The sequence below is a fragment of the Cupriavidus gilardii genome (assembly GCF_017598945.1).
Lineage (GTDB): Bacteria > Pseudomonadota > Gammaproteobacteria > Burkholderiales > Burkholderiaceae > Cupriavidus > Cupriavidus gilardii_E.
The window spans coordinates 91,440-117,877 of the sequence record NZ_JAGFTW010000036.1; the positions used below are offsets into that span (position 1 = coordinate 91,440).

Below are 26,438 nucleotides of genomic sequence, written 5' to 3' on the forward strand. Positions count from 1 at the left end.
TCCTGCGGTTTAGCGGATGAACCGCGGGTCGTACAGCGCTGTCACGTCCGGCACCTTGCGGATCACGCCGACGTCGAGCAGCACCGCAGCGGCTTCCTTGCTGAACTCGGCCAACTCGCCGGCGAAGAACTTGCGGTTGGCCTCGCGGTCCTGCCAGCGCAGATACGAGGCGGATTTCGCAAACTGCTCGGCGGTCTGCTTGACCGCGGCGCCCATGATCTCGTTGGACTTGGCCGGCTCCTTGCGAATCATCTCCAACGCTTCGAAGTAGCCATCCACCAGCGCCTGCGCCGCCTTCGGGTTCTCCTTCAACCATTTCGGCGTGCAGCCCAGCGTGTCCATCACCATCGGATAGTCCAAGGTGGTCGCGAGGATCTTGCCCTTCTCGGGGTTCTGCCGCACGGTCGACAGATACGGCTCGTAGGTCATCGCCGCATCGTTCTGGCCCGAAACGAACGCCTGCGCGGCCGCCTGCGGCGACAGCGTGGTGGTCTTGACGTCCTTGATGGTCATGCCGTTCTTCTTCAGCATCCACGCCAGCCCGAAATACGGCGCGGTGCCCGGCGCATCGACGCCGATGGTCTTGCCCTTCAGATCGGCGAACGACTTGACGTCGCTGCGCACCGCCAGACCGTCGGCGCCGTAGGACTTGTCCAGCTGCACGATCTGCGTGATCGGCACGCCGTTGGCATTCCAGGCCACGTGGGTCTCGACCGTGGTCGCGGCGCACTGGATTGCGCCCGAGGCCAGCGCCAGATGCCGGTCCTTCTGCGGAATCATCTTGATATCGACGTCGACGCCGTGCTTCTCGAAGATGCCGGCCTTGGCGGCCAGCGTCAGCGGCGCGAAGCCGGTCCAGCCGCTCATGCCGAGCGCTACCTTGGTGGTCTGGGCCTGCGCCGCGCCGGCGCCGGCGGCCAGCGCCAGCGTGGTCAGCCAACCGAGCGCACGGCCGGCGCTCCTCCGATTCCCCAACTTCCGCTTCTGCATCTGCACTGTTTGGCTCCTTTGGTATCGCGAACGGTGCCGCACGCTGGCGGCCCGCCCGGGTCGTGCCGGCGTCCTCGGTCGGGGCGCCGGTCGGTTTCCGGGCAATGTAGCAATCCTGTATATACAAGTCAAGACAACGAAACGGCACGGCAGCATCCCGATTCAGGCTGCCGCCAATGGCGGCCTGCGGAACGGGGCACTGCTCGCAAACCCTGATAGGGAAAGCGATAACGGGAAGCCCACGGCGTCCGCTACGCGGTTCGGGGTTCGGTGAAAGCTGCTTCGCACCACGTTGGGGACGGCGCCGCACGGCCTGCGGGCATCATGCACCAAGATGCTGTATAGACAGGATCGACGGGCATCACGACGCAATCGCCATGCCATCGCCGGCCGCGGGGAAGGGTCAGGTCTCGAAGAAGTGGTGAACCGTGGGGTAGCGCAATCGCAGCCGCAGCTCGCGCTTGAGGCGCGCGTTGTCGAGCCGGCGCGACTCGCTCATGAAGCTCAGCAGCGCCGGCTCCACGGCCTCGCGGATCTGCTCGCGCGACAACCGGGGCGGCCGGGGCAGCCCGCGCCGGTCGGCGACCAGATCGAAATAGTCGGCCATGCGCAGTTCGCTGTCGTCGCTGGCATGGACGACCCGCTGCGGCCTGCCGCGCAGCAGCGCGGCGATCATTGCGCGGGCCAGGTCGTCGGCGTGGATGTGGTTGGTGTAGACGTCGTCGTCGCGTACCAGCGCCGGCGTGCCCTTGAGCAGCCGTGCCACCGGCAAGCGGTCCGCGGCGTAGATGCCGGGGATCCGCACGATGCCGGTCCGCCAGCCGCTGGCGCGGCCGAACTCGCGCACCGCCCGCTCCGCCGCGACGCGCCGGCGTGCCCGCGCGGTCTGCGGCCGTACCGGCTGCGCCTCGCCGATACGCGCGCCACCGCGGTCGCCATAGACCCCGCTGGTGCTGGCATACACCAGCGCCGGTGCTCGGTGGAGACCGGCGGTGCCGGTCCCCCGGCGGGGCCGCTCGGGTAGAATGCGGGGTTCCCGCGCGGGGCGGCGCCATGCGCTGCGTCGCAGCGCCCGAATCAGGGCCACGGTACGCGAATCGTCATCGCCGCGCGCCGGCGGTGGTGCCAGGTGCAATACGCGATCGGCCAGGCCATGCAGGCGCTTCAGCGTGGCCGGCTCGTCGAGGTTCGCCACCAGCGGCACCGCGCCCGCCGCCCGCAAGGCCGCCACGCGGCCGGGCTGCGAGGTCACGGCGAACACGCGCCAGCGCGGGGCAAGCATTTGCAGGCAACGCATGCCTACGTCCCCACACCCGACGATCAGCAATCGCGGGCGGGCCAGACGGGGTGGCGACAGATCTTTGCTCATCGAGAGATTATGGCTTATCAAGTAACCGTGCTGCCGAGCGGCCGCCAATTCGAAGCGGACGCAAACGAAACCATCCTGTCGGCGGCGCTGCGTCAAGGCATCGGCCTGCCGTACGGCTGCAAGAACGGCGCCTGCGGTTCGTGCAAGGGCCGCGTCACCGCCGGCGAGATCGTCCAGGGCGACCACGCCGCCTCCGCGCTGACCGCGCAGGAAAAGACCGAGGGCCGCGCCCTGTTCTGCTGCGCCAATGCGGCATCGGACGTGACCATCGAATGCCGCGAGGTCCATGGCGCCGGCGATATCCCGATCAAGAAGGTGCCGTGCCGCGTGCAGTCGCTCGAACGCGTGGCCGAGGACGTCATCGTTGCGAAGCTGCAGTTGCCGGCCACCGAACGCCTGCAGTATCTGGCCGGCCAGTACGTCGAATTCCTGCTGCGCGACGGCAAGCGCCGCAGCTATTCGATCGCCACGCCCCCGCACGAGGAAGGCCCGATCGAACTGCATTTCCGCCATATGCCGGGCGGCGCCTTCACCGACTACGTGTTCGGCGCCCGCGAAGGCCAGCCGGCGATGAAGGAGCGCGACATCCTGCGCTTCGAAGGTCCGCTGGGCAGCTTCTTCCTGCGCGAGGACTCGGACAAGCCGATCATCCTGCTGGCCTCGGGCACCGGCTTCGCGCCGATCAAGGCCATCGTCGAGCACGCGGCCTACACCGGCATCACGCGGCCGATGACGCTGTACTGGGGCGGCCGCCGCCCGCGCGATCTCTATATGCATGCCCTGTGCGAGCAATGGGCGCGCGAGCTGCCGAATTTCCGCTATGTGCCGGTAGTCTCCGACGCGCTGCCCGAGGACGAATGGGACGGCCGCACCGGCTTCGTCCACCAGGCGGTGATGGCCGACTATCCGGATCTGTCCGGGCACGAGGTGTACGCCTGCGGTGCGCCGGTCATGGTCAATTCGGCCCGGCGCGACTTCACCGCGCAGTGCGCGCTGCACGAGGACGCGTTCTTCGCCGACTCGTTCACCTCGGAAGCCGACATGCATCCGGCCGGCGTGGCCTGAACCGGGCCTGCGGCGCGGCCCGGCTGGCCGGGATCGCGCCCCGCCGTACCCTGCGCCGCCACCGCGCCACCGTTTCGCGAGAACAACAATGCCGACCCGGACCGCCACCGTCGTCTTTGACACTGGGGCGACTGCGTCTTATAGTTGGCCGCATGAACCACGCCAACATCCGACGCAGCTTCCGTACGTCGCATCCCGCCAGGGTGCCACGCGGCTGACCGTCGACAGCGTCTGTTCAGGTCATCAAGCCACGGGTCACCCCCGTGGCTTTTTTGTTTTGCCGCCCTTCCCTTTTCCTTGTTTGCCGATCTCTGGAGTCCGCCATGGCATTTGCTGAGTATCCCGTCCAATCGCTGATGTACATCACCAACCGGCCCGAGCTCGTCTTCACCGAGGGCAAGGGCTCGTGGCTGACGGACCATCAAGGCAAGCGCTATCTGGACTTCGTGCAGGGCTGGGCCGTCAACTGCCTGGGCCACTCCAACGAGGCCATGATCGCGGCGCTGAACGAGCAGGCGCGCAAGCTGATCAACCCGAGCCCGGCCTTCTACAACGAGCCGATGCTGCGGCTGGCCAAAACGCTGACCGACCACAGCTGCTTCGACAAGGTGTTCTTCGCCAACAGCGGCGCCGAGGCCAACGAGGGCGCGATCAAGCTGGCGCGCAAATGGGGACGCAAGCACAAGAACGGCGCCTACGAGATCATCACGATGGACCACAGCTTCCATGGCCGCACGCTGGCGACCATGAGCGCGTCCGGCAAGGCCGGCTGGGACACGATCTTCGCGCCGCAGGTGCCGGGCTTTCCGAAGGCCCAGCTCAACGATCTGGCTTCGGTCGAGGCGCTGATCAACGACAAGACGGTCGGCATCATGCTCGAGCCGGTGCAGGGCGAAAGCGGCGTAGTGCCCGCCACGCGCGAATTCATGCAAGGACTGCGCGCGCTGGCCGACAAGCACAAGCTGCTGTTCATCGTCGACGAGGTACAGGCCGGCTGCGGCCGCTGCGGCACGCTGTTCGCCTATGAGCTGTCGAACGTCGAGCCGGACATCATGACGCTGGGCAAGGGCATCGGCGGCGGCGTGCCGCTGTCGGCCCTGCTGTGCAAGGCAGAGGTGGCGAGTTTCGAGGCCGGCGACCAGGGCGGTACCTACAACGGCAACCCGCTGATGTGTGCGGTCGGCAGCGCGGTGTTCGAACAGCTGCTCGCGCCGGGCTTCCTGCAGCAGGTGCAGGAGAAAGGCGCCTATCTGCGCGAACAGCTGCTGGCGCTGTCGAACGAATTCGGTCTGGCCGGCGAACGCGGCGAAGGTCTGCTGCGCGCGCTGATGCTCGGCAAGGACATCGGCCCGCAACTGGTCGAGCAGGCGCGCGACATGCAGCCCGACGGCCTGCTGCTCAATTCGCCGCGTCCGAACCTGCTGCGCTTCATGCCGGCGCTGAACGTGACGCGCGAGGAAATCGATCAGATGATCGGCATGCTGCGGACGCTGCTGAAGGCGCTGGCCTGATTTTCCGCCCCCGCTCGTCGGCCACGGCCGACGGGAAGACGGCCGCCCGGCGACGGCAGGGCGGCCGTTTCTTTATCTCGGGTTGGCCTGAGCGCCACCCACCGCGCGTGGGGGCGACGGTAATATTCGCTTGCCTATACTGATGCCATCCAGGTCCAGGAGAACAACAATGGGCGGTCGCCTTCATTCCCACAGGCGCGGGCTGGCTACGACATTCGCCGTTGCGGCATTGACGCTCGGCACCCTGGCCGCCGCACCGGCAGCGGCCGACGAGACGGCCGACCATGCCGCCATCCTCAAGGCCGAGCAGGACTGGCTGACCGCCACCGAGGCCGGCGACCGCGCCGCGCTGGAGCGGCTGCTCCATCCGACCTTCGTCAACATCTCCCCGCTGGGCGGCATGCGCAACCGAGCCGAATCGCTATCCGCGGGCCCACCGCCGCCGGGCTCCAGCCAGACGCTGACGGAGCTGAAGGTACGCACCTTCCGCGACAGCGCGGTGGTCACCGGGGTCAATCGCTATCGGCCGAACGCGAAGGCCAAACCGACGGACGTCGTCTTCACCGACGTGTTCGTGCGCACGCCCCACGGGTGGCAGGTGGTGTCCTCGCACAATTCGATTCGGCCGACGCCGGCGGAACGATAGCAGCGCTGACGCGGGACGCTTCCACTCCGTCCAGAATCCCCTCCCCGCATGCCGGGCAAAAATCTCCGCGGACAGACTGAACCACGATCGACTTTCCGTTCAACGTGAACGTCAGGTCGCGGACGTCATTCAGCAACTCCCCTGCGGCGCAAATCGGGCATCTCATCTTTCGCTCCTCAAGCTTCAGGAAAGGATGCATTGTCGTGAAAGGCATGCGAGCCACCCACCTGAACGCACACGGGGTTTCGTTTCCCGCAATTCGCGGCCCGACAGGCCGTTCGGGATGGAAAAAGCCCCGCGCATGCAAGCATGGCGGGGCTCGTTACCATCTGGCGGCCCTTCAGCCGCCGAGTGCTATTGCGACGGACTCATTCCCCCAGATACGCGGCACGCACCTTCGGGTCGTCCAGCATGTCGGCGGCGTTGCCGCTCATCGTGATCAGGCCGGACTCCATGACGTAGCCGCGGTTCGCGGCCTGCAGCGCGAGGCGGGCGTTCTGCTCGACCAGCAGCACGGTGACGCCCTGGCCCGAGATATCCCGCACGACCTCGAAGATCTTCTCGACCATGATCGGCGAGAGACCCATCGACGGCTCGTCGAGCAGCAGCAGGCGCGGCTGGCTCATCAGCGCGCGGGCCATGGCGAGCATCTGCTGTTCGCCGCCGGACATGGTGCCGGCCAGCTGGTTGGCACGCTCCTTCAGGCGCGGGAAGATGCCGAACATGCGGTCGATATCGTCCTTGATGCCGGCCTCGTCCTTGCGCGTGAAGGCGCCCATCAGCAGGTTCTCGGTGATGGTCATGCGCGCGAACACGCCGCGCCCTTCCGGCACCATCGCCAGGCCCTGCTTCAGCAGTTCGTAGCTGGGCACGCCCTTGATCGAGCGGCCCAGATACTCGACCTCGCCGCCGGCCCACGGCTGCAGGCCGGTGATGGCCTTCATCGTGGTGGTCTTGCCGGCGCCATTGGCGCCGATCAGCGTCACCAGTTCGCCGTCGCGGATCTCCAGATCGATGCCCTTGACGGCCTGGATGCCGCCGTACGCGACCTTCAGCCCGGCGATCTTCAGTAGTGTGTCTTTCATTGCTGCTCCCCCGTCAGTGCGCCGAAGTGCCGAGGTAGGCCTCGATCACCGCCGGGTTGTTCTGGACATCGTGCGGCAGGCCCTGCGCGATGACCTTGCCGTAATCGAGCACGGTCATGCGGTCGCACAGGCCCATCACCAGCTTCACATCGTGCTCGATCAGCAGGATGGTGCGGCCGTCGCTGCGGATCTTGTCGAGCAGGCCGCGCAGTTCGACCTTCTCGGTCGCGTTCATGCCGGCCGCGGGCTCGTCGAGCGCGAGCAGCTTGGGCTCGGTCGCCAGCGCGCGGGCGATCTCGAGACGGCGCTGGTGGCCGTACGACAGATTGCGCGAGGTGAAGTTGGCGTACTTGCCGATGCCGACATATTCAAGCAGGTCGTGCGCCATGTCCTCGACGCCCTCTTCTTCCTTGCGCACCGCCGGCGGCCGGAAGATCGCGCCGATCACGCCGGCCTTGGTCCGCACGTGGCGGCCGACCATCACGTTCTCCAGCGCGGTCATGTCGCCGAACAGGCGAATGTTCTGGAACGTGCGCGCGATGCCGGCCTTGGCCACTTCATGCACCGCGGTGGGCTGGTAGGGCTTGCCGTCCAGCACGAACTCGCCGGAGTCGGGCGTGTAGAGCCCGGTGATCACGTTGAAGAACGTCGTCTTGCCGGCGCCGTTCGGCCCGATCAGGCCGTAGATCTCGCCGGCCCGGATTTCCAGTCCCACATCGGACAGCGCCTGCAGGCCGCCGAAGCGCTTGTTGACCCCCTTGACGGACAGGAGGATGTTTTCGTTGCTCATCAGATCCTCCCGCTTCACAGACGTCCAACGCTACCGGGCCGGCGGATCACCGGCCGGTCTTCCTTGCGCGGCGAGGGCCACAGGCCCGCCGGGCGATACAGCATCACGCCGACCAGCGCCAGACCGAACAGCAACTGGCGCAGCACCTCGGCGTCGACGATCACCTCGCCCAGCAGCATGCGCTGCACCGGCTCGGCCACCACGCGCAGCAGCTCCTGGAAGCCGATCAGCAGGATGCCGCCCAGGATCACGCCCGGGATATGGCCCATGCCGCCTAGCACCACGATCGCCAGCACGTAGATCGATTCCCACAGCGTGAACGATTCCGGCGAGACGAAGCCCTGGAAGGCGCCGAACACCGCGCCCGACACGCCGCCGAACGACGCGCCCATGGCGAAGGCCAGCAGCTTGATGTTGCGGGTGTTGATGCCCATCGCCTTGGCGGCGATCTCGTCCTCGCGGATCGCGACCCACGCGCGGCCGATGCGCGAGTTCTGCAGACGCAGCGAGACGAACACGATCGCCACCACCAGCAGGATCAGCAGGTAGTAGTACATGAACACCGGCGTGAACTTCAGCCCGAAGAACTCGTGCGTCTTGGCGAAGTTGAAGCCGAAGATGGTGATCGGGTCGACCGCGGTGATGCCCTTCGGACCGTTGGTGATATTGAGCGGCCGGTCCAGGTTGTTCATGAAGATGCGGATGATCTCGCCGAACCCGAGCGTGACGATCGCCAGATAGTCGCCGCGCAGCTTCAGCGTCGGCGCGCCCAGCAGCACGCCGAAGATGCCCGCCACCAGCGCCGCCAGCGGCAGCACCCACCAGACGCTGACATGGAACCCGTTCGGGAACAGCTGCGCGATCGTCTCGAACTGGTTGGCCAGATGCGGCGAGCCGAGCAGCGCCATCAGATAGGCGCCGACCGCGTAGAAGGCGATATAGCCCAGATCCAGCAGGCCGGCGAAGCCGACCACGATGTTCAGGCCCAGCGCCAGCATGATGTACAGCAGCGCGAAGTCGAGCACGCGCACCCAGTAGTTGCCGCCCAGGAACTGCACGGCGAACGGCGCGCACAGGCCGATCACCAGGAAGGCCGCCAGCGCGAACATGGTCTTGGCCGGCGTCTTGGTCAGGGGCGCGGCCTGCGACGCCGCGGTGGAAATCGGAGTGTTCATGGTTGCGATCCCCTTACGCCCGGTCAGCCACACGTTCGCCCATGATGCCGGACGGACGGAACACCAGCACGGTGATCAGCACGATGAAGGCAAACACGTCCTGATAGTTCGAGCCGAACACGCCGTTGGTCAGATCGCCGATATAACCGGCGCCCAGCGCCTCGATCAGGCCCAGCAGCATGCCGCCGACCATCGCCCCGGCGAGGTTGCCGATGCCGCCGAGCACGGCCGCGGTGAACGCCTTCAGGCCGGGAATGAACCCCATGTAGAAGTGCGCATTGCCATAGTTGGTCGCCATCATCACGCCGGCCAGCGCCGCCAGGGTCGCGCCGATCATGAAGGTGGCCGAGATCACGAAGTTCGGGTTCACGCCCATCAGGCCCGCCACGCGCTGGTTCTCGGCGGTCGCGCGCATCGCGCGGCCGAGCTTGGTGCGGTTGACCAGCGTCAGCAGTCCGGCCATCACCATCACGGCCATGCCGATGATGACCATTTCCTTGCCGGTGATGGTCGCGCCGGTATTGCCGATATCGATCGGGCTCGAGGGCAGCAGCTGCGGGAAGGTCAGCGGGTTGCGCGACCAGATCATCATCGCGATGGTCTGCAGGATGATGGACACGCCGATCGCGGTGATCAGCGGGGCCAGCCGGGGCGCGTTGCGCAGCGGCCGGTAGGCGATCCGCTCGATCGAATAGGACAGCATCGCGCAGACCGGCATCGCGATCAGCGTGGCGATCACGAGCGTGAGCCATTCCGGCAGGCCGGGGGCGAATTGCTGGAGTGCGAGAATCGCCGACAGAGCGGTCAGCGCGCCGATCATCAGCACATCGCCGTGGGCGAAGTTGATGATCCCGAGAATGCCGTAGACCATGGTGTAGCCGAGTGCAATCAGCGCATAGATGCTGCCGAGCACCAGACCATTCACGATCTGCTGGATAAGGATATCCATGAATACTCCTGGCTTGCCGCCCGCACTTCCGGCATGGATGGATGCCGACCGGGCAGCGGGGTGTGAGTGGTTTGGTAAGTGGTTTATGTGCTGGTAAGCGGCCTGCCGCGTTCCACCCATGGTAAGGGCGCTATCACAAAAGGCGAGGCTAAAAAGAACGGCACCGCAAAGTACTCACGGTGCCGTTCGGTGGACCGGGTAGGTCCGAATTACATCTTGACGACGTCAAGCACGGACTTCTTCTTGTCCTTGTAGTCGTACAGCGTGATGGTGCCTTCCTTCATGTCGCCCTTCTCGTCGAAGGCGATGTTGCCGATCACGCCCTGATAGTTGGTCTTGGGCATCTCCGCCAGGATCGCCGCGGGCTCGGTCGAACCGGCGCGCTTCATCGCGTCGACGATCACCATCACGGCGTCGTAGGTGAACGGCGCGTAGATCTGCACCGGCGCGTTGTAGCGTTCCTGATAGCGCTTCTGGAATTCGGCGCCCTTCTCCATCCGGGACAGCGCCAGGCCTGCCTCGGAGCAGATGATGTTGCTGACCGCATCGCCCGCCAGTTCCGCCACCTTGTCGGTGCAGACGCCGTCGCCGCCGACGATCTTGGCCGGGATGCCCAGTTCCTTGGCCTGCTTGGCGAACGGTCCGCCGGTGGCGTCCATGCCGCCGTACATGATGACGTCCGGCTTCCTGCCCTTGATCTTGGTCAGGATGGCCTTGAAGTCGGTGGCCTTGTCGTTGGTGGCCTCGCGCGCCACGATGTTCACGCCGGCCGCCTTGGCGGTCTTCTCGAACTCGTCGGCCAGGCCCTTGCCGTAGGCGGTGGCATCGTCGACGATCGCCACGCTCTTGGCGTTCAACGTCTTGGCGGCGTAGTTGGCCAGTGCCGGGCCCTGCTGGGCGTCGGTGGCCACCACGCGGAAGGTCGTCTTGAAGCCCTGCTTGGTGTAGTCGGGGTTGGTCGACGACGGCGAGATCTGCACGATGCCGGCGTCGCTATAGATGCGGGAGGCGGGAATCGAAACACCCGAATTCAGGTGGCCGACCACGGCGACGACCTTCTCGTCGACCAGCTTCTGGGCCACCGAGGTACCGGTCTTCGGATCGGCCGCATCGTCTTCGCCGACCAGTTCCAGGCGAACCTTCTTGCCGCCCAGTTCCAGACCGGCCTTGTTGACCTCTTCCACGGCCAGGCGCGCGCCGTTTTCGTTGTCCTTGCCAAGGTGGGCGATCCCACCGGTCAGCGGCGCCGCGTGGCCGATCTTTACCACCACCTCGCCGCCAGCCGGTGCCGCCGCGGCAGGGGCCGAGGCGGTCGCACCAGGCGCTGCCTCTTCTTTCTTGCCGCAGGCAGTAACCAGTGCCACTGCCGCTGCGATCGGCAGAATCTTGGCAAACGTGATTTGCATGAGTGATCTCCTAGGATTCACAAGATCAGGGTTACGCAACGCCTCCCGTCCGTTTCCCTGCACCGCCTTGGTTTAGTTTCAATTTGAAACGCGCGCATTGTATCCCCTTTTTTTGCGGATGCAATACGCGACGCAACAACCTGAGCCTTTTACCCTTCTATTGAGCTAGGTAATTTCCCCAATGCCTTGATTGGGGCAATTCCCATTCACAAGACGGGCTGTTCGAGATACCTAACAAGATCCGTGCCCGCCACGTCACCAGGCGGGCTGTGCGACATCGCAGCGTGGCTTCGCAGGCACTCGCATATATAGAATTTAATTAGGCATTTCATAAAAGAAATATGCACCAATTTAGAATGTCGGCAATCCGCTTTCGCACCAATCAAGGGAAAACCCGGATTTAGGGGATTTACCCTAAAGTCCTGCGCAAAAGCCAAGCCAAGCCGCGGCGCCTTATAACGTTGTGGCGATTAAGTTTCCTGGGATGGCAGCGCGCCCGTCTCGCGCTCGCCGATGTGAGTCGCCGATGCGAGTTGCCGCCAAAACGACAACGCCCCGCACAAGGCGGGGCGCAGCACAAGACGGGGAAGCGGGCCGGCTCAGGCGGCGGTCGCCTGCAGCCCCTTTGGCAAGGGGAACGACATGTTCTCCTCGATGCCCTCGAGCGGACGCACGTGCCGCGCGCCGAGCGCGCGCAGCCGGTCGACGATCGACTGGGCCAGCGCCTCCGGCGCCGAGGCGCCGGCGGTCAGGCCGATGCGGCGCTTGCCCGCAATCCACTCGGGGCGAACCTGTTCCGGCGCGTCGACCATATAGGACGGCACGCCCAGCCGCTCGGCCAGTTCGCGCAAGCGGTTCGAGTTCGAACTGTTGGGGCTGCCCACCACGATCACCACGTCGACCTGCGGCGCCATGAACTTGACGGCGTCCTGGCGGTTCTGCGTGGCATAGCAGATGTCCTGCTTCTTCGGCTCGCGGATCGCCGGAAACCGGGCCTTCAACGCAGCGACGATCTCGTCGGTCTCGTCGACCGACAGCGTGGTCTGCGTGACATAGGCCAGGCGGGCGGGATCGGCAACCTGCAGGGTTTCGACGTCGGCAGGCGACTCGACCAGCAGCATGCCGCCGTCGGCCTGGCCCATCGTGCCCTCGACCTCGGGGTGACCGCGGTGGCCGATCATCACGATCTCGCAACCTTCGGCGCGCATCTTGGCGACCTCGACATGGACCTTGGTGACCAGCGGGCAGGTCGCGTCGAACACGTTCAGGCCGCGCGCCTGCGCCTCGGCCCGCACGCCCCGCGATACGCCGTGGGCGCTGAAGATCACGGTCGCGCCGGCCGGCACCTCGTCGAGCTCCTGCACAAAGATGGCGCCCTTGCGGCGCAGGTCTGCCACGACGTAGGCGTTGTGCACGATTTCATGGCGCACATAGATCGGCGCGCCAAAGCGCTGGAGCGCGCGCTCCACGATCTCGATCGCGCGATCGACCCCGGCGCAGAAGCCACGCGGCTGGGCCAGCAGGATCTCGGCGTCGGGGGCGGGAGTCAGTTCGGACATGCGGGGAAGTAGCTGCGCTCCGGCGTGCGGCGGCCGGAGCAGGTCGTCAGAGAATGCCGATCAGCTGGACGTCGAACAGGATGGTCTGCCCGGCCAGCGGATGGTTGAAGTCGAACAGCGCCGAGGTCTCGCCGATTTCCTTGAGCACGCCGGCATATTTGCCACCGCCGGGCGCGTTGAACTCGACCAGGTCGCCCGGGGTGTAGTCCTCTTCGAAGGAGCTGTTCTCGCGCAGCGTGGCCAGCGACACGCGCTGCAGCAGATCGGGATTGCGCGGGCCGAAGGCGTGCTCCGGCGCGAGGCGGTAGCTGGTGCGCTCGCCCTCGGCCATGCCGAGCAGCGCCTGTTCCAGCGTGGGCGCGAACTGGCCCTGCCCCAGCAGCAGCGTGGCCGGCTTGTCGTCGAAGGTGCTGACGACCTCGGTACCGTTCTCCAGCGAGATGCGGTAATGCAAGGTCAGGAAGGAATCGGCCTGCACGGTCTTGCGCGCGGTGGCGCCGCCGGGGTCCGACGCAAAAGTTTGCGTATTCATGAATGCTCAACCAGTCGAGAACCCGTATTGTATGCGACTGAACCCGGCGCCGCCGATCCCGGCTCCGCTCCCCTCCCAGCGCTTCCCCGGCCCTTCCCAGCGAGACTGCCATGCCCATCCCAGATTGGCCCGCCAGCGAACGCCCTCGCGAAAAACTGCTGCAAGCCGGTGCCGCCGCGTTGTCCGACGCCGAACTGCTGGCGGTATTCCTGCGCGTCGGCGTGCCGGGCAAGAGCGCGGTCGACGTGGCGCGCGACCTGATCGCGGCGTTCGGCTCGCTGACCGGCCTGCTGGCAGCGAGCCTGCCCGAGTTGAGCCGGGTGCGCGGCATCGGCACCGCCAAGTACGCCCAGCTGCAGGCCGTGGTCGAACTGACCCGCCGCGCCCTGGCCGAGCAGCTGGCGATGGCGCCGGGCCTGGAATCGCCCCAGGCGGTACGCGACTACCTGCGGCTTTCGCTGGCGCAGCGGCCTTACGAGGTGTTCCTGTGCCTGTTCCTCGATGCGCGCAACCGGCTGCTGGCCGCCGAGGAGCTGTTCCGCGGCACGCTGACGCAGACCAGCGTCCATCCGCGCGAGGTGGCAAGGCAGGCGTTGGCGCATAATGCGGCGGCGGTGATCGTGGCCCACAACCACCCGTCGGGCAATCCCGCGCCCAGCCCGGCCGACCTGGCGATGACGAAGACGCTGGCACATTCGCTGGCGCTGATCGACGTCCATGTGCTGGACCACTTCATCGTCGCCGGCAATACAACGTACTCGCTGGCCGAGCACCGGCAACTGTGATGCCGACAGCACCGGCGCATCGCCGTGGCGTCAACGCACAGAAGGCATTGATCGGGCGGGGGATTTCGGTCTATAATGCCCGTTTTGCTGAAGTCTTAACCGCTGCAGTCCGGGCCCGCGCGCCTTTTGTTGATCTGTTGCGAACATTGTCCACGAATAGAAGATTTAGGAGTGCTTCATGGCACGCGTCTGTCAAGTGACCGGGAAAGCGCCGATGGTCGGCAACAACGTTTCCCACGCAAACAACAAGACCAAGCGCCGTTTTCTGCCCAACCTGCAGAACCGTCGTTTCTTTGTTGAATCGGAAAACCGCTGGGTGAGCCTGCGCGTCTCGAACGCCGGTCTGCGCCTGATTGACAAGAAAGGCATCGACTCCGTGCTCGCCGACCTGCGCGCACGCGGCGAAGTCTAATTAGGAGTTCATCATGGCCAGCAAAGGCGGACGCGACAAGATCAAACTGGAATCCACCGCGGGTACCGGTCACTTCTACACCACCGACAAGAACAAGCGCACCATGCCGGAAAAGATGTCGATCAAGAAATTTGATCCGGTCGCGCGCAAGCACGTCGAGTACAAGGAAACCAAGATCAAGTAAATTGATCCTGCGTTCCAGCGAAGAACCCCGCCATGGCGGGGTTTTTTGTTGCCCGTTCGTTATCGTGCAGCTTGCCGCGCACCAGGGCCGGCCACGCCGCGCCACCGGCATGGGCAAGGCGCCATCGCTCCGGCCGCGGTGTACACTTTCGAGCTTTCCCGCACCACCGGCGCCGTTGCCGCGCCACCACGCATCATGAACTTCGACGTCGCCATCGTCGGCAGCGGCCTGGCCGGCCTCACGGTCGCGCTGCAGCTGGCCGACAGCCACCGGGTTGTCATCGTGAGCAAGCGCGCCATGACGCAAGGCGCCAGCGACTGGGCCCAGGGCGGCATCGCGGCGGTGCTCGACTCGGGCGACAGTCACGACGAACACACCCAGGACACGCTGATCGCCGGTGCCGGCCTGTGCGATGAAGGCGCGACCCGCTTCATCGTCGAGCACGGGCGCGAAGCGATCCAATGGCTGATCGACCGCGGCGTGCCGTTCACGCGCGACGAACAGGCCGAACTCGGCTATCACCTGACCCGCGAAGGCGGCCACAGCCATCGCCGCATCATCCATGCGGCCGACGCCACCGGCCATGCCGTGGTGACGACGCTGACCGAGCAGGTGCGCAGCCATCCCAATATCACGATCCTGGAAGATCATTTCGCGATCGATCTGATCACGTCGCGCAAGATGGGGCTGGGCGGCAACCGCTGCCTGGGGCTGTACGTGCTCGACGACGCCAACGGCCGCGTGCATACGTTGACCGCCAGCCATACCGTGCTGGCCACCGGCGGCGCGGGCAAGGTCTACCTCTATACGACCAATCCCGATACCGCAACCGGCGACGGCATCGCGATGGCCTGGCGTGCGGGCTGCCGGGTCGCGAACATGGAGTTCATCCAGTTCCATCCGACCTGCCTGTACCACCCGTACGCGAAGTCGTTCCTGATCTCCGAGGCGGTGCGCGGCGAAGGCGGCCGGCTGGTGCTGCCCGACGGCACCCGTTTCATGCCCGAACACGACGCTCGCGCCGAATTGGCGCCGCGCGACGTGGTGGCACGCGCGATCGACTTCGAGATGAAAAAACGCGGTCTCGATTGCGTGTACCTCGACATCACGCATCAGCCGGCGCCGTTCCTGCGCGAACACTTCCCGACCATCCACGCGCGCTGTCTCGAGCTCGGCATCGACATCACGCGCGAGCCGATCCCGGTGGTGCCGGCCGCGCACTACACCTGCGGTGGCGTGGTCACCGACACCGCAGGGCGCACCGATCTGGACAATCTGTACGCGGTCGGCGAGACCGCCTACACCGGCCTGCACGGGGCCAACCGGCTGGCATCGAACTCGCTGCTCGAATGCATGGTGATCGGCCGCGCGGCGGCCAACGATATCGCGGCGCAGGACAAGGCCGGCAAACCCGACCTGACGCTGCCGCCGTGGGACGAGAGCCGCGTGTCCGACGCCGACGAGGAGGTCGTGGTCTCGCACAACTGGGACGAACTGCGCCGGATGATGTGGAACTACGTCGGCATCGTGCGCACCAGCAAGCGGCTGGAGCGGGCGCAGCATCGCATCGCGCTGCTGCGCGAGGAAATCACCGAGTACTACGCGAACTTCCGCGTCACGCGCGATCTGCTCGAGCTGCGCAATCTGGTCGAAGTGGCGGCGATGATCGTCGACAGCGCCTATGCGCGGCACGAAAGCCGCGGCCTGCATTTCAGCCGGGACTATCCGGGTACCTTGCCGAAGGCGCTGCCGACCGTGCTGCAGCCGCCGAACGGCCGCCGGCGCGGCAATTGAGCGCGCAGGGGTTGAGCCTGATGGAGCCCGAGCCCGAGCCCGAGCCCGGGCTCGCTCAGCCGATGATTCTCAGCGAGTAATCCGTCGCGCGCACGTCCTTGGTCAGCGCGCCCACCGAGATCCGGTCGACACCGGTCTCGGCGAAACGGCGAATCGTATTCGCGTTGACGCCGCCGGACACTTCGAGCACCGCGCGGCCGCCATTGATCCGCACGGCTTCGCGCATCATCGGCTCGGTGAAGTTGTCGAGCAGGATCGAGACCGCACCGGCGGCCAGCGCCTCCTCCAGCTCGACCAGCGATTCCACCTCGACCTGAATCGGCACGCCGGCGTTCAGCGCGGCCGCCGCCTGCAGCGCCGCGGTGACACCGCCGGCCGCGGCGATATGGTTTTCCTTGATCAGGATGCCGTCATAGAGCGCCAGCCGCTGGTTGTCGCCGCCGCCGACCTTGACCGCGTACTTCTGCGCGAGGCGCAGCCCGGGCAGCGTCTTGCGCGTGTCCAGCACGCGGGCGCGCGTACCGACGACCAGATCCGCATAGCGCCGCGTCGCCGTGGCCACGCCCGACAGCAGCTGCAGGAAATTCAGCGACGGCCGCTCCGCGGTCAGCAGAGAACGGGCCGGGCCGTCGATCTCGCAGACCACCGAATCGGCGGCCATCAGCGCGCCCTCCTGCTGCAGCCAGCGCACCTGCAGGCGCGGATCGACCGCTCGCATGCAGGCATCGAACCACGGCTGCCCGCACAACACGGCGTCCTCGCGCACGATCACGCGCGCGTGCGCCTGCTTGTCGGCCGGCACCAGCTGGCCGGTCCAGTCGCCGGAGCCGACGTCCTCGGCGATCGCCGCACGGACGTTCTCGCGCAGCGCCTCGGCGAGCGCAGGTCCGTATGCATCGAAGATCGGATTGAGGGCGCCGTTCATGGAGGACTCGTTCATGGAGGACTCGATCATGCCGGACCGATCCCCTGGAACAGCGCCTGCTCCTTGGCCAGATCCGCGCCGGGCCGGACCTTTGCCTTCTGCTGCGCGGCGAAGTCGAGCATGCGGTCGATGCAGGTATAGGCGCGACGGCCGATCTCGGGATCGACATGGATCTCGTTGCGGCCGCTCTCCAGCACCTCGGCCAGATTGGTCAGCGCGTTCATCGCCATCCACGGACAATGCGCGCAGCTCTTGCAGGTCGCGCTGTTGCCGGCGGTCGGCGCCTCGATGAAATGCTTGCCCGGCGCGGCCATCCGCATCTTGTGCAGGATGCCATTGTCGGTGGCGACGATGAACTCGTTGGCGTCGAGCTGCTGGGCCGCGGCGATCAGCTGCGACGTCGAGCCGACCACGTCGGCCTGCGCCACCACGTTGGCCGGCGATTCCGGATGCACCAGGATCTTGGCCTTCGGATATTCCTTGCGCAGCAGATCGAGTTCGATGCCCTTGAACTCGTCATGCACCAGGCACGAGCCCTGCCACAGCAGCATGTCGGCGCCGGTCTGGCGCTGGATATAGCTGCCCAGGTGCTTGTCCGGCGCCCACAGGATCTTCTCGCCGCGCGCGTGCAGATGCTCGACGATCTTCAGACCGATGCTGGAGGTGACCATCCAGTCGGCGCGCGCCTTGACCGCGGCGCTGGTGTTCGCGTAGACCACCACGGTACGGTCCGGATGCGCGTCGCAGAACGCGGCGAATTCGTCGGCCGGGCAGCCCAGGTCCAGCGAGCAGGTCGCGTCCAGGTCCGGCATCAGGATGGTCTTTTCGGGGCTCAGGATCTTGGCGGTCTCGCCCATGAAGCGAACGCCCGCCACCACCAGCGTCTGGGCCGGATGGTCGCGCCCGAAGCGTGCCATCTCCAGCGAATCGGACACGCAGCCGCCGGTCTCCTCGGCGAGGTCCTGCAGGTCGGCGTCGACATAGTAGTGCGCGACCAGCACCGCATTGCGCGCCTTCAGCAAGGCGCGGATGCGATCCTTCAGCGCGGCGCGCTCGTCCGGCGTCAGCACCGGCGGCACCTTGGCCCAGGCGTGGGCGACGCAGCTCGCGCCACCCTCGGCCTGCATCTGCGTCGGCTTCTCGAACTCGACGGTCTTGATCGTTTGGGGGGTCATCTCCTGTACTCCTCGGGGCACCCTTGCTCGCCATCGCATCGTCATTGCGCGTGGGGCCGGCAATCAGATGGGGCGGCATCGCCAAAAGAAAAGCCCCGCCAGCGACAGCATGGCGGGGCTTCGGGCGCGCCTGGCATTGTAGCAGGCGCTGTCGTTCTTATCAGGCGTTACGCGTAGCGGCGCAGGCGCAGCGAGAACTCCTGCAGCGCCTGGATGCCGCTGGCTTCGGCACGGTGGCACCAAGCCTGCAGCTGTTGCAGCAACTGTTCGCGCGTCAGGTTCGAGCGGCCCCAGATCGCGGCCAGTTCGCGGCGCATTTCGACGAAGGTCTGCAGCGCCTTGTTGTGCTCGACGATGCTGGCCAGTTGCTCGCGCTGCGGCTCGGCCAGCTTGGTCTCGTCACGATGGAGCCACTTGCTGGCCAGCTTGAAGCGGCGGTAGTCGGCAACGCGCTTGGCCTTCAGTTGGGCCAGCTCCTGCCGGTACGCGTTCTTCAGCGCCTTGCCATAGCGGGCCATCACGTCATAGCGGTTGGCGATGATCGCCTCCAGCGTGTTGTGATCGACCGGACGGGCCTCGACCAGTCGGGCCTTGGGCGGCGTCTTCTTGACCTTGGCCAGGCCGACCGCCTGCATCGCGCGGATGTAGCACCAGCCGATATCGAACTCGTACCACTTGATCGAGAACTTGGCCGAGGTCGGATAGGTATGGTGGTTGTTGTGCAGCTCCTCGCCGCCGATGATGATGCCCCACGGCGACACATTGGTCGACGCGTCCTCGCACTCGTAGTTGCGATAGCCCCACCAGTGGCCCAGGCCGTTGATGACGCCGGCGGCATGGATCGGGATCCACAGCATCTGCACGCCCCAGACCGACAGGCCGATCACGCCGAACAGTGCCAGATCGATGATCAGCATCAGGCCGACGCCCTGCCAGGTGAAGCGCGAATACAGATTGCGTTCGATCCAGTCGTCGGGCGTGCCGTGGCCGAACTTGGTCACGGTTTCCTTGTTCTTGGCTTCCGCCCGATACAGCTCGGCGCCTTCGAGCAGCACCTTGCGGATGCCGCGCGTTTGCGGGCTGTGCGGATCGTCTTCGGTCTCGCACTTGGCGTGGTGCTTGCGGTGGATCGCGGTCCACTCCTTGGTGACCATGCCGGTCGTCAGCCACAGCCAGAAACGGAAGAAGTGCGAGGCGATCGGGTGCAGATCGAGCGACCGGTGCGCCATGCACCGATGCAGGAAAATCGTGACGCCGGCGATGGTGATATGGGTCATGACCAACGTAAAGATCACGATCTTCCACCAGGACCAGTCGAGAAGGCCGTTGGCGGCCCACTGAAGAATTGTGTCGAACAAACTGTTCTCCGTGCTAGATAGAGGCTGGCTGCGACGCGCGAGGGTGTCGCAGCAACGCGCAGAAAAATGACTGCAAATCCAGTGATTGCGTCTTATGGCGTCAGCCAAGGCGCCTTGCGCCTTCGCGGGACCCCGGCACGCGCCGCTGCAATCTGGCGGCTGGCCCTCGGGCACGGATCGGTAGTCCGGCCGGGAGAATTCCCGGGACGACCCGCGATTTTACCGGAACGCTACCGTTCCAGCATCCGCTTTTACCCGTGCATATGCTTTTCGTTTGCCGTGTTGGACGCCGAAAACGATACATCGTTCCTTCAATGGCAAACGCGTCACATATGCGCCGGATAACGTGAGTCTTATGCCGATTCCGCCGCATTGGCCGCCACCATCGATACCGGCGTGACCGTCTGCGCCCCGTTCTGGGGCAGCACACGCAACTCGCGCTGCGGATAGGGAATCGAAATGCCGCTGGCGCGGAATGCCTTCCAGATCGCGCGGTTCATTTCCGATTGCACGCCGAGCTTGCCGTTCTGCGGATCCGCGATCCAGCCGGCCACTTCGTACTCGATGCCGCTGTCGGCAAACGCCACCAGGAACGCCGACGGCGCCGGGTCGGCCAGCAGGCGCGGAATGCCGCGCACTGCCTCGGTCAGCAGCGCCAGCACCATTTCGGGGTCGGCGTCGTAGTCGGCCTGCACGCGGGTCGCAACCCGCACATTGGTGTCGGAGAACGAATGGTTCTGCACCGATTGCGCGACCAGCTGCTCGTTCGGCACCAGGGTCTCCCCGTCGCCGTTGCGCACCACGGTGTAGCGGGTGCGGATCTGCGCGACGATGCCGGTGTACTTGTCGACCGTGATCTGGTCGCCGAGCTTGACCGAGCGGTCCAGCAGGATGATGAAGCCCGATACGTAGTTGCTGGCGATCTTCTGCAGGCCCAGGCCCAGACCCACCCCGAGCGCGCCGCCGAACACGGACAGCACGGTCAGATCGATGCCGACCAGCGACAGGCTGAACAGCAGCGACACCAGCAGCAGCAGCGCCTTGGACAGCCGCGTCAGCACCACGCGCAGGCTGGTATCGATCGTGGCCGAGCGCATCAGCCGCTCTTCCAGCCACGAACCGAACCACAGCGCGGCCAGCACCGTCAGCAGGATCCACACGCCGGCCATCAGCAGGCTCGCCACGCTGATGCGCTGCTGCCCCAGGGCGAACTGGATCGACTGCAACCACTGCACGACCTCGGGCAGCACGCCCAGCACATACAGCGCCATGCCGACCCAGACGACTGTGGTCAGCACCTTCTCCACCAGCGTCAGCATGCCGTGCAGCTGACCGTTGCCGGACAGCACGCGGCGCAGCACGTAGAAGGCGAAGTACAGGAAGGTGATGCCGAACAGCGGCACCAGCGCCAGCCGCAGCATGCTGACCGGAATCAGCGGCGCCAGCGCGAAGCGCGCCGCCAGCACCAGCACCCAGCCGAACAGCGGGAACATCGCCCGCTCCAGGCTGGCGGCGGCAAAGCGCAGCGCGAAGCTCGACCCCGCGTAGCGGGCCTCGAGCCGCCTGGCGACATGGCGGGCCAGCGGCCAGGCCAGCAGCACGCAGCCGGCCAGCACGGCGAGCTGCCACAGAAAGCCGGGGTCGCCGGCGTCCTGCATCAGATCGCCGAGCATCTTGCCGAACACGGCGTGGGATTGCGATAGATCGGTCAGGGGATTGGAGGCCATCGATCGACGAGTTCAACCAGTGAAGAAAGCGATGAGCAAAAAAATACCGGGCCGCGGCTGCCCGGTATTCAGGACAAGGACGGGAACACCCATCCCTTGCCGCGTTACCGCGCCCGCTCCAGCACCGCGGCGAAGAAGCCGTCGGTCTGGTGCAGATGGGGGTACAGCGCCAGCGTCTGCGCCTCCTCCGGCAGGCCGGCGAGCGCGATCTTCTGCTCGGCCAGCACCTGCGCGACCGGCACCAGCTGGAAGTCGGCATGGCGGCTCAGGAAATCGCGCACGATCGCCTCGTTCTCGGCCTCCAGCACGCTGCAGGTGGCATAGACCACGCGGCCGCCCGGCTTGACCAGGCGCGCCGCCGATTCGAGGATCGCCGCCTGCTTGGCGGTCAGCTCCAGCACCGACTGCGGGTTCTGCCGCCATTTCAGGTCCGGATTGCGCCGCAGCGTGCCCAGGCCGCTGCACGGCGCGTCGACCAGCACGCGGTCGATCTTGCCGGCGAGCCGCTTGACCTTGGCGTCCTGCTCCGAGTCGATCAGCACCGGATGGACGTTCGACAGGCCGCTGCGGGCCAGGCGCGGCTTCAGATTGGCCAGGCGCTTGTCCGACACGTCGAAGGCGTAGAGCCGTCCGGTCGAGCGCATCAGCGCACCGAGCGCCAGCGTCTTGCCACCGGCGCCGGCGCAGAAGTCGACCACCATCTCGCCGCGGCGCGGCGCGACCAGATGGCACAGCAGCTGGCTGCCCTCGTCCTGCACCTCGACCAGCCCGTTGATGAACAGCGGCAACTGGTTCAGCGCCGGCTTGCCGGCCAGCCGGATGCCGGTCGGCGCGATCGGCGTCGGCTCGGCCTCGAGTCCGGCCTCTTCCAGTTCCGCCAGCACGGCCTCGCGCGAGGTCTTGATCAGATTGGCGCGCAGATCCAGCGGCGCCGGCCGCAGCCAGGCATCGCCGAGCGCGGCGGTAAAGGCCTCGCCGTGGCGGGCGACCAGCTGCTCGTACAGCCATTCGGGCAGATTGGCGCGCACGCGCGGCGCCAGGCTGGCCCGCTCGATCGTCATCAGGCGGTCCAGCCACTGCGCCTCGTCGGGATAGAGGAACGGCGTCAGCGCGTCGCGGCCCAGCGTGGCCGCCAGGCCCAGCAGCGCCAGCCGGCGCGGTGCCGCGCCCGAGCCGGACTCCGCGAACTGGGCGAACTCCACGCGCCGGCGCAGCACGGCGAACACCGCCTCGGCGATGATGCCGCGCTCGCGATGGCCGAGCTTCGGGTTCTCGCGGAAGTAGTAGCTGACCACGGCGTCGGCGGGCCGCGCGAACAGCATCACCTTGCCGAGCAGCCGGTCGATATGCTGGATATGCGTGGCGTGCAGCGCGCCGTGCGGACGAACCTGGCCATCGTTGGCGGGCTCGCGCGGCGCGCTGGCCTTGCGCAGCGGGGTCGGCTTGCGCTTGGTGCGCGGGGACGGACGCGCGCCGCCGCGCGGTGCCTGGGCGGGACGGGTCATTGACGGGCTCCGGTGGGTTCGATGGGGGTAGCGGAGTCCGACTGGGAGTCCGGTGTGGAATCGGGCGCCGCGAAGGGCTCCGAAGGTGTGCCGTCGGCCGACGAGGCAGCCAGCGCAATCAGCAATTGCGGTTCGGGCGGCTCGACATGGACCGCGCCATCCTTGACGCGCAGCCGCCCTTCGACGAACCAGCGCACCGCGCGGGGATAGATCCGATGCTCGCAGGGCAGCAGCCGCGCCGCCAGCGTCTGCGGCGTGTCGTCGGGGCCGACCTCGATCACCGCCTGCAGCACGATCGGGCCGTGGTCCAGCGCCGCCGTGACGAAATGCACGCTGGCGCCGTGCACCTTGACGCCGGCCTCCAGCGCCTGCTGATGCGTATGCAGGCCCGGGAAGCTGGGCAGCAGCGACGGGTGGATGTTCATCATGCGGCCGGCATAGTGCTCGACGAATTCCGGGGTCAGGATGCGCATGAAGCCGGCCAGCACCACCAGGTCGGGCACGTGGGCGTCGATGGCCTTGGCCAGCGCCTTGTCGAAGCTGGCCCGGTCGGGATAGTGGCGATGATCGACCACGCCGACCGGAATGCCTTGCGCCGCGGCGAACTTCAGGCCGGGCGCATCGGGGCGGTTGGACAGCACGGCGGCGATCCGCGCCGGCCAGGCCTGCTCGGCGCAGGCCCGGACGATGGCTTCCATGTTGGAACCGCGTCCCGAGATGAGGATGACGATGTTTTTCATCGCGCAATTCTACCAAGCGGCGCCCTGCCACAGCGCCGCGGAGACCCCTGCGGCGCAAACTAACTGGCCGGCGCTTCCCCCGATTGCGGATTGTGACGCCCCGCTCGCTCTGCTAGAGTCGCCCTATCGCCAATCCGCCCGCACGACGGGACGGGACCATACAACAAGGGCGAAGCTGTTTTAGACGGGAAATCGCATGTCGAATGTTGCACCGACCTTGCTGGTGGTCGACGACCACCCCATGGCGCTGTCCGGCACCACCCTGTTCCTGGCGCAGGTGATGCCCGATGTTGCAGTCCATGCCGCCGGGAGCGCCTCCGAGGCGCTGGATACCCTCCAACGCGGGCTGCGGCCCGATATCGTGCTGCTCGATATCTGGCTGAACGACGGCACCGGCTTCGATGCGATGCAGACGCTCAAGTCGATCGTGCCGGCCGCCCGCTTCATCTTCATGTCGGCCGAAGCCACGCCCGAGATCGTCGAGCGCGCCCGCGCGCTGTCGGCCTTCGGCTTCGTCGGCAAGCATCTGGACGCGCCTGCCTTTGCCGCGGTGGTACGCCGCGTGCTGGGCGGCGATACGGCCTTTCCGTCCGACGAGGCGCTGAATGGTCACCCGCGCGCCTTCGGTCCGACGCACAGCATTCCGGTCACGCCGGCCGAACTCGGCCTGACGCCGCGCCAGGGCTCGGTGCTGGCGCTGGTGCTGGAAGGCCTGCCGAACAAGGTGATCGCGCGCGAACTGGGCCTGACCGAGAACACCGTCAAGGAGCACGTGTCGGCGATTCTGCAGCGGCTGGGCGTGCGCACGCGGATGCAGGTGATGTCCCGCATGGAGCGGTTCCGGCTGCGGCAGTAGGGTCAGGCCAGCACGGCGGAAATCGCGAGCGGTTGGGACAGGTCCCCTGCGGGTTCAGGCGGTTTCGGCCGTCGGCAGCCAGCGCCGCAGCAGCATCCGCAACGCGCCCGGGTCGACCGGTTTGGGCAGCACGAAATAGCCCGCCTCCTCGGCCTCGGCCAGCGCGGCCGACTTCAGATCGCCGGTCAGCAGCGCGCTGCGCGCCTGCGGCTGGGTCTGCTGCCAGCGTTCGAGCAGCGCCAGGCCGTTCTGCTGTCCCGGCAGGCGCAGGTCGCAGAAGATGATGTCGGGGCGCAGGCCGTCGGCAAACATCCGCTCGGCCTCGGCGCCATCGGCCGCGCACGACACCCGCACGCCCCAGGCTTCCATCAGCGCGATCCAGGCATTGCGCACGTGGCTGTCGTCGTCCACCACCAGCACCTCGCCGCGCAGCCGGTCCGGCATCGCGTGCTGCGCCACCGCGTCGCGCCGCATCGCGCGGATCATGGCCACCGACTCGGCCGGCGCCGGATTCAGCGTGAACCAGAACATCGAGCCCTTGCCCGGCACCGAACGCACGCCGTAGGTCCCGCGCATCAGCCGCACGCACTCCTTGAAGATCGCCAGCCCCAGGCCAAGCCCGTGCGAGCGGTCGCGCTGCGGGTTGTGAACCTGGAAGTACGGCCCAAAGATCTCGGGCAGGTGCTCGGGCGGGATGCCGCTGCCGGTGTCCCAGACCTCGATCCGCACCTGCGCGCCGCGCATGCGGGCGGCGACCAGCACCCGGCCCTGGCGCGTGTAGCGCAGCGCGTTCTGGACCAGATTGAACAGCGCCCGGCGCAGCAGCACCGGCTCGGCCATCGCGTGCAATTCGCCCGCCACGCGCGGCGACAGCCGCAATCCGGCGGCCTGCGCGTCGCCGGCGAACTGGTCGCAGACCTCGCGCACCAGCTGGCCGACATCGCAGGGCTCGAGCGTCGGCAACACCTTGCGGCCCTCGAGCTTGGACAGGTCCAGCAGCGAGCGGAACAGCAGATCGATGGTCTGCGTGCCCGCCGCGACCTGCTCGACCAGCGGCCGCAGCACAGGCGAATCGTTGCGCGCGCGCAGTGCCTCGACCAGCATCACCAGCGCGTGCACCGGCTGGCGCAGATCGTGGCTGGCCGCGGCGAGGAAGCGGGATTTCTCCTCGCTGGCGTGCAACGCGCGCTCCTTCTCCTGCTGGAACTGCCGCGCCAGCCGCCGGCTTTCGCCTTCCAGCCGGATCGCCCGCACCAGCGAGCCATGCAGGTTCAGCGCATGGCGCGCCAGCATCAGCGCATAGATCAGCAGCAGCAGCCGGATATAGCCGCCGTGGCCGGGAAACGCGTAGCCGGCCAGCAACAGATTGGGCACCAGGATCGGAATGCCGACATAGAGCAGATTGACCGGCGCCGGCGCCTGCGAACTCGCGCCGCCCGCCAGCGCGCCCAGCGTCAGCACCAGCAGCACACCGGAAAACACCGCCGACGACGACACCAGGTGCAGCAGCGCCGCACTGCCCCAGCTCAGGCCCACCAGCACCGCCACGCCGCGCATCGGATCGCGCCACTTGCGGGTGTGGGCCGAGCGGCTCAGCGTCGGGATATCGCGCCGGTAGCCCAGATAGAACCAGGCGCATGCCGCCGCCTGCAGCAGCATCGCCGCGCACCAGGCCAGCAGCGCGCCGCGACTGGCCTCGTGCCAGAAGGCGGCGGCGGTCAGCCCGGGCAGCAGCAGGGCCGCGACGATGCCGCTGGGCACCACCCGATGTACCGCGGCCAGCAGCTTGGCCTCGGTGTCGGCATCCAGCGGCGGCGCGGGCGGCGGAAGGATGCGCTTGAGCAGCGCGATCAGGTTGGCGGGCAGCACCGGAGGGCGGCGTGAATGACGGCGAGAATGT

General features: G+C 66.8%; 25 protein-coding genes. 8 read left to right on the forward strand and 17 right to left on the reverse strand.

Features of this window, described 5'->3' with window-relative positions:
- Positions 1-9 precede the first annotated feature (9 nt).
- Entirely contained in the window at positions 10-990 is a 981-nt protein-coding gene (locus J5T34_RS12305; protein WP_244258866.1) for an ABC transporter substrate-binding protein, read from the reverse strand.
- Between the two features lie 403 nt (positions 991-1,393).
- On the reverse strand, positions 1,394-2,359 hold the full coding sequence (locus tag J5T34_RS12310; RefSeq protein WP_208580001.1) for an NAD-dependent epimerase/dehydratase family protein: 966 nt from the start codon (positions 2,357-2,359) through the stop codon (positions 1,394-1,396).
- Between the two features lie 9 nt (positions 2,360-2,368).
- Between J5T34_RS12310 and J5T34_RS12315 the strand changes: the two genes are divergently transcribed.
- The 3 genes from J5T34_RS12315 (at position 2,369) to J5T34_RS12325 (ending at position 5,581) form a co-directional block, all read left to right on the forward strand.
- The gene (locus tag J5T34_RS12315) at positions 2,369-3,424 is read left to right on the forward strand and encodes a CDP-6-deoxy-delta-3,4-glucoseen reductase (RefSeq protein WP_208580002.1); all 1,056 of its coding nucleotides are present in this window, start codon (positions 2,369-2,371) and stop codon (positions 3,422-3,424) included.
- A gap of 323 nt (positions 3,425-3,747) precedes the next feature.
- Positions 3,748-4,935: an acetylornithine transaminase gene (locus J5T34_RS12320; RefSeq protein ID WP_174104483.1), complete on the forward strand. Its 1,188-nt coding sequence runs from the start codon at positions 3,748-3,750 to the stop codon at positions 4,933-4,935.
- A 229-nt stretch (positions 4,936-5,164) separates the two neighbouring features.
- Complete coding sequence (locus tag J5T34_RS12325; RefSeq protein ID WP_208580003.1) at positions 5,165-5,581, forward strand: nuclear transport factor 2 family protein; 417 nt, start codon at positions 5,165-5,167, stop codon at positions 5,579-5,581.
- On the opposite strand, the gene J5T34_RS24175 is transcribed toward J5T34_RS12325, so the two are convergent.
- The 8 genes from J5T34_RS24175 to J5T34_RS12365 form a co-directional block, all read right to left on the reverse strand.
- Entirely contained in the window at positions 5,496-5,795 is a 300-nt protein-coding gene (locus J5T34_RS24175) for a type II toxin-antitoxin system MqsA family antitoxin (protein WP_208580004.1), read from the reverse strand. The two genes, J5T34_RS12325 and J5T34_RS24175, sit on opposite strands and share 86 nt — an antisense overlap.
- 154 nt (positions 5,796-5,949) lie before the next feature.
- Positions 5,950-6,666: an ABC transporter ATP-binding protein gene (locus J5T34_RS12335; protein WP_149316722.1), complete on the reverse strand. Its 717-nt coding sequence runs from the start codon at positions 6,664-6,666 to the stop codon at positions 5,950-5,952.
- 13 nt (positions 6,667-6,679) lie between these two features.
- A complete protein-coding gene (locus tag J5T34_RS12340) occupies positions 6,680-7,456 on the reverse strand; it encodes an ABC transporter ATP-binding protein (RefSeq protein WP_208580005.1) in 777 nt (258 codons plus the stop codon).
- Positions 7,457-7,470: 14 nt separating this feature from the next.
- A complete protein-coding gene (locus J5T34_RS12345; protein ID WP_208580006.1) occupies positions 7,471-8,631 on the reverse strand; it encodes an ABC transporter permease subunit in 1,161 nt (386 codons plus the stop codon).
- A 13-nt stretch (positions 8,632-8,644) separates the two neighbouring features.
- Positions 8,645-9,580, reverse strand: a complete 936-nt coding sequence (locus J5T34_RS12350) for a branched-chain amino acid ABC transporter permease (protein ID WP_208580007.1) — start codon at positions 9,578-9,580, stop codon at positions 8,645-8,647.
- 209 nt (positions 9,581-9,789) lie between these two features.
- Positions 9,790-10,986 (reverse strand): branched-chain amino acid ABC transporter substrate-binding protein, encoded by a 1,197-nt coding sequence (locus tag J5T34_RS12355; RefSeq protein WP_208580008.1) that lies wholly within the window; start codon positions 10,984-10,986, stop codon positions 9,790-9,792.
- Between the two features lie 599 nt (positions 10,987-11,585).
- Positions 11,586-12,545, reverse strand: a complete 960-nt coding sequence (gene ispH, locus J5T34_RS12360) for a 4-hydroxy-3-methylbut-2-enyl diphosphate reductase (protein ID WP_208580009.1) — start codon at positions 12,543-12,545, stop codon at positions 11,586-11,588.
- Positions 12,546-12,591: 46 nt separating this feature from the next.
- Complete coding sequence (locus J5T34_RS12365) at positions 12,592-13,077, reverse strand: FKBP-type peptidyl-prolyl cis-trans isomerase (RefSeq protein WP_208580010.1); 486 nt, start codon at positions 13,075-13,077, stop codon at positions 12,592-12,594.
- 110 nt (positions 13,078-13,187) lie between these two features.
- On the opposite strand from J5T34_RS12365, the gene radC reads away from it, so the two are divergent.
- From radC to nadB, 4 genes are all read left to right on the forward strand, one after another.
- A complete protein-coding gene (radC, locus tag J5T34_RS12370) occupies positions 13,188-13,862 on the forward strand; it encodes a RadC family protein (RefSeq protein WP_208580011.1) in 675 nt (224 codons plus the stop codon).
- 178 nt (positions 13,863-14,040) lie between these two features.
- The gene (gene rpmB, locus J5T34_RS12375) at positions 14,041-14,274 is read left to right on the forward strand and encodes a 50S ribosomal protein L28 (protein WP_006575661.1); all 234 of its coding nucleotides are present in this window, start codon (positions 14,041-14,043) and stop codon (positions 14,272-14,274) included.
- Positions 14,275-14,287: 13 nt separating this feature from the next.
- Positions 14,288-14,458, forward strand: coding sequence for a 50S ribosomal protein L33 (gene rpmG / locus J5T34_RS12380; RefSeq protein ID WP_006575662.1), 171 nt, complete (start codon positions 14,288-14,290; stop codon positions 14,456-14,458).
- Positions 14,459-14,653: 195 nt separating this feature from the next.
- Positions 14,654-16,252, forward strand: a complete 1,599-nt coding sequence (nadB, locus tag J5T34_RS12385; protein WP_208580012.1) for an L-aspartate oxidase — start codon at positions 14,654-14,656, stop codon at positions 16,250-16,252.
- A gap of 55 nt (positions 16,253-16,307) precedes the next feature.
- Here the strand turns inward: nadB and nadC are convergent, their stop codons facing one another.
- The 6 genes from nadC to purN form a co-directional block, all read right to left on the reverse strand.
- Positions 16,308-17,192 carry a carboxylating nicotinate-nucleotide diphosphorylase gene (gene nadC / locus J5T34_RS12390; RefSeq protein ID WP_244258867.1) on the reverse strand — a complete coding sequence of 295 codons (885 nt, stop codon included), beginning with the start codon at positions 17,190-17,192 and terminating at the stop codon, positions 16,308-16,310.
- Positions 17,193-17,203: 11 nt separating this feature from the next.
- Positions 17,204-18,352, reverse strand: a complete 1,149-nt coding sequence (gene nadA / locus J5T34_RS12395; protein WP_208580013.1) for a quinolinate synthase NadA — start codon at positions 18,350-18,352, stop codon at positions 17,204-17,206.
- A gap of 167 nt (positions 18,353-18,519) precedes the next feature.
- On the reverse strand, positions 18,520-19,710 hold the full coding sequence (locus J5T34_RS12400) for a DesA family fatty acid desaturase (protein ID WP_208580014.1): 1,191 nt from the start codon (positions 19,708-19,710) through the stop codon (positions 18,520-18,522).
- Between the two features lie 353 nt (positions 19,711-20,063).
- A complete protein-coding gene (locus J5T34_RS12405; protein WP_208580015.1) occupies positions 20,064-21,437 on the reverse strand; it encodes a mechanosensitive ion channel family protein in 1,374 nt (457 codons plus the stop codon).
- A gap of 104 nt (positions 21,438-21,541) precedes the next feature.
- A complete protein-coding gene (locus J5T34_RS12410; protein WP_208580016.1) occupies positions 21,542-22,942 on the reverse strand; it encodes an RsmB/NOP family class I SAM-dependent RNA methyltransferase in 1,401 nt (466 codons plus the stop codon).
- Positions 22,939-23,682 carry a phosphoribosylglycinamide formyltransferase gene (gene purN / locus J5T34_RS12415; RefSeq protein ID WP_208580017.1) on the reverse strand — a complete coding sequence of 248 codons (744 nt, stop codon included), beginning with the start codon at positions 23,680-23,682 and terminating at the stop codon, positions 22,939-22,941. Before purN ends, J5T34_RS12410 begins: the two co-directional genes overlap by 4 nt.
- A 196-nt stretch (positions 23,683-23,878) precedes the next feature.
- Between purN and J5T34_RS12420 the strand changes: the two genes are divergently transcribed.
- Positions 23,879-24,538, forward strand: a complete 660-nt coding sequence (locus J5T34_RS12420) for a response regulator (RefSeq protein WP_208580018.1) — start codon at positions 23,879-23,881, stop codon at positions 24,536-24,538.
- Between the two features lie 54 nt (positions 24,539-24,592).
- On the opposite strand, the gene J5T34_RS12425 is transcribed toward J5T34_RS12420, so the two are convergent.
- Positions 24,593-26,404: a hybrid sensor histidine kinase/response regulator gene (locus tag J5T34_RS12425; protein WP_244258885.1), complete on the reverse strand. Its 1,812-nt coding sequence runs from the start codon at positions 26,402-26,404 to the stop codon at positions 24,593-24,595.
- Between the last annotated feature and the right edge of the window lie 34 nt (positions 26,405-26,438).

What these genes read in the sequence shown, in the direction of transcription:
- J5T34_RS12305 (WP_244258866.1), bottom strand. Translation starts at nt 990, where the DNA reads ATGCAGAAGCGGAAGTTGGGGAATCGGAGGAGCGCCGGCCGTGCGCTC.
- J5T34_RS12310 (WP_208580001.1), bottom strand. Translation starts at nt 2,359, where the DNA reads ATGAGCAAAGATCTGTCGCCACCCCGTCTGGCCCGCCCGCGATTGCTG.
- J5T34_RS12315 (WP_208580002.1), top strand. Translation starts at nt 2,369, where the DNA reads ATGGCTTATCAAGTAACCGTGCTGCCGAGCGGCCGCCAATTCGAAGCG.
- J5T34_RS12320 (WP_174104483.1), top strand. Translation starts at nt 3,748, where the DNA reads ATGGCATTTGCTGAGTATCCCGTCCAATCGCTGATGTACATCACCAAC.
- J5T34_RS24175 (WP_208580004.1), bottom strand. Translation starts at nt 5,795, where the DNA reads ATGCCTTTCACGACAATGCATCCTTTCCTGAAGCTTGAGGAGCGAAAG.
- J5T34_RS12335 (WP_149316722.1), bottom strand. Translation starts at nt 6,666, where the DNA reads ATGAAAGACACACTACTGAAGATCGCCGGGCTGAAGGTCGCGTACGGC.
- J5T34_RS12340 (WP_208580005.1), bottom strand. Translation starts at nt 7,456, where the DNA reads ATGAGCAACGAAAACATCCTCCTGTCCGTCAAGGGGGTCAACAAGCGC.
- J5T34_RS12345 (WP_208580006.1), bottom strand. Translation starts at nt 8,631, where the DNA reads ATGAACACTCCGATTTCCACCGCGGCGTCGCAGGCCGCGCCCCTGACC.
- J5T34_RS12350 (WP_208580007.1), bottom strand. Translation starts at nt 9,580, where the DNA reads ATGGATATCCTTATCCAGCAGATCGTGAATGGTCTGGTGCTCGGCAGC.
- J5T34_RS12355 (WP_208580008.1), bottom strand. Translation starts at nt 10,986, where the DNA reads ATGCAAATCACGTTTGCCAAGATTCTGCCGATCGCAGCGGCAGTGGCA.
- ispH (WP_208580009.1), bottom strand. Translation starts at nt 12,545, where the DNA reads ATGTCCGAACTGACTCCCGCCCCCGACGCCGAGATCCTGCTGGCCCAG.
- J5T34_RS12365 (WP_208580010.1), bottom strand. Translation starts at nt 13,077, where the DNA reads ATGAATACGCAAACTTTTGCGTCGGACCCCGGCGGCGCCACCGCGCGC.
- radC (WP_208580011.1), top strand. Translation starts at nt 13,188, where the DNA reads ATGCCCATCCCAGATTGGCCCGCCAGCGAACGCCCTCGCGAAAAACTG.
- rpmB (WP_006575661.1), top strand. Translation starts at nt 14,041, where the DNA reads ATGGCACGCGTCTGTCAAGTGACCGGGAAAGCGCCGATGGTCGGCAAC.
- rpmG (WP_006575662.1), top strand. Translation starts at nt 14,288, where the DNA reads ATGGCCAGCAAAGGCGGACGCGACAAGATCAAACTGGAATCCACCGCG.
- nadB (WP_208580012.1), top strand. Translation starts at nt 14,654, where the DNA reads ATGAACTTCGACGTCGCCATCGTCGGCAGCGGCCTGGCCGGCCTCACG.
- nadC (WP_244258867.1), bottom strand. Translation starts at nt 17,192, where the DNA reads ATGAACGAGTCCTCCATGAACGGCGCCCTCAATCCGATCTTCGATGCA.
- nadA (WP_208580013.1), bottom strand. Translation starts at nt 18,352, where the DNA reads ATGACCCCCCAAACGATCAAGACCGTCGAGTTCGAGAAGCCGACGCAG.
- J5T34_RS12405 (WP_208580015.1), bottom strand. Translation starts at nt 21,437, where the DNA reads ATGGCCTCCAATCCCCTGACCGATCTATCGCAATCCCACGCCGTGTTC.
- J5T34_RS12410 (WP_208580016.1), bottom strand. Translation starts at nt 22,942, where the DNA reads ATGACCCGTCCCGCCCAGGCACCGCGCGGCGGCGCGCGTCCGTCCCCG.
- purN (WP_208580017.1), bottom strand. Translation starts at nt 23,682, where the DNA reads ATGAAAAACATCGTCATCCTCATCTCGGGACGCGGTTCCAACATGGAA.
- J5T34_RS12420 (WP_208580018.1), top strand. Translation starts at nt 23,879, where the DNA reads ATGTCGAATGTTGCACCGACCTTGCTGGTGGTCGACGACCACCCCATG.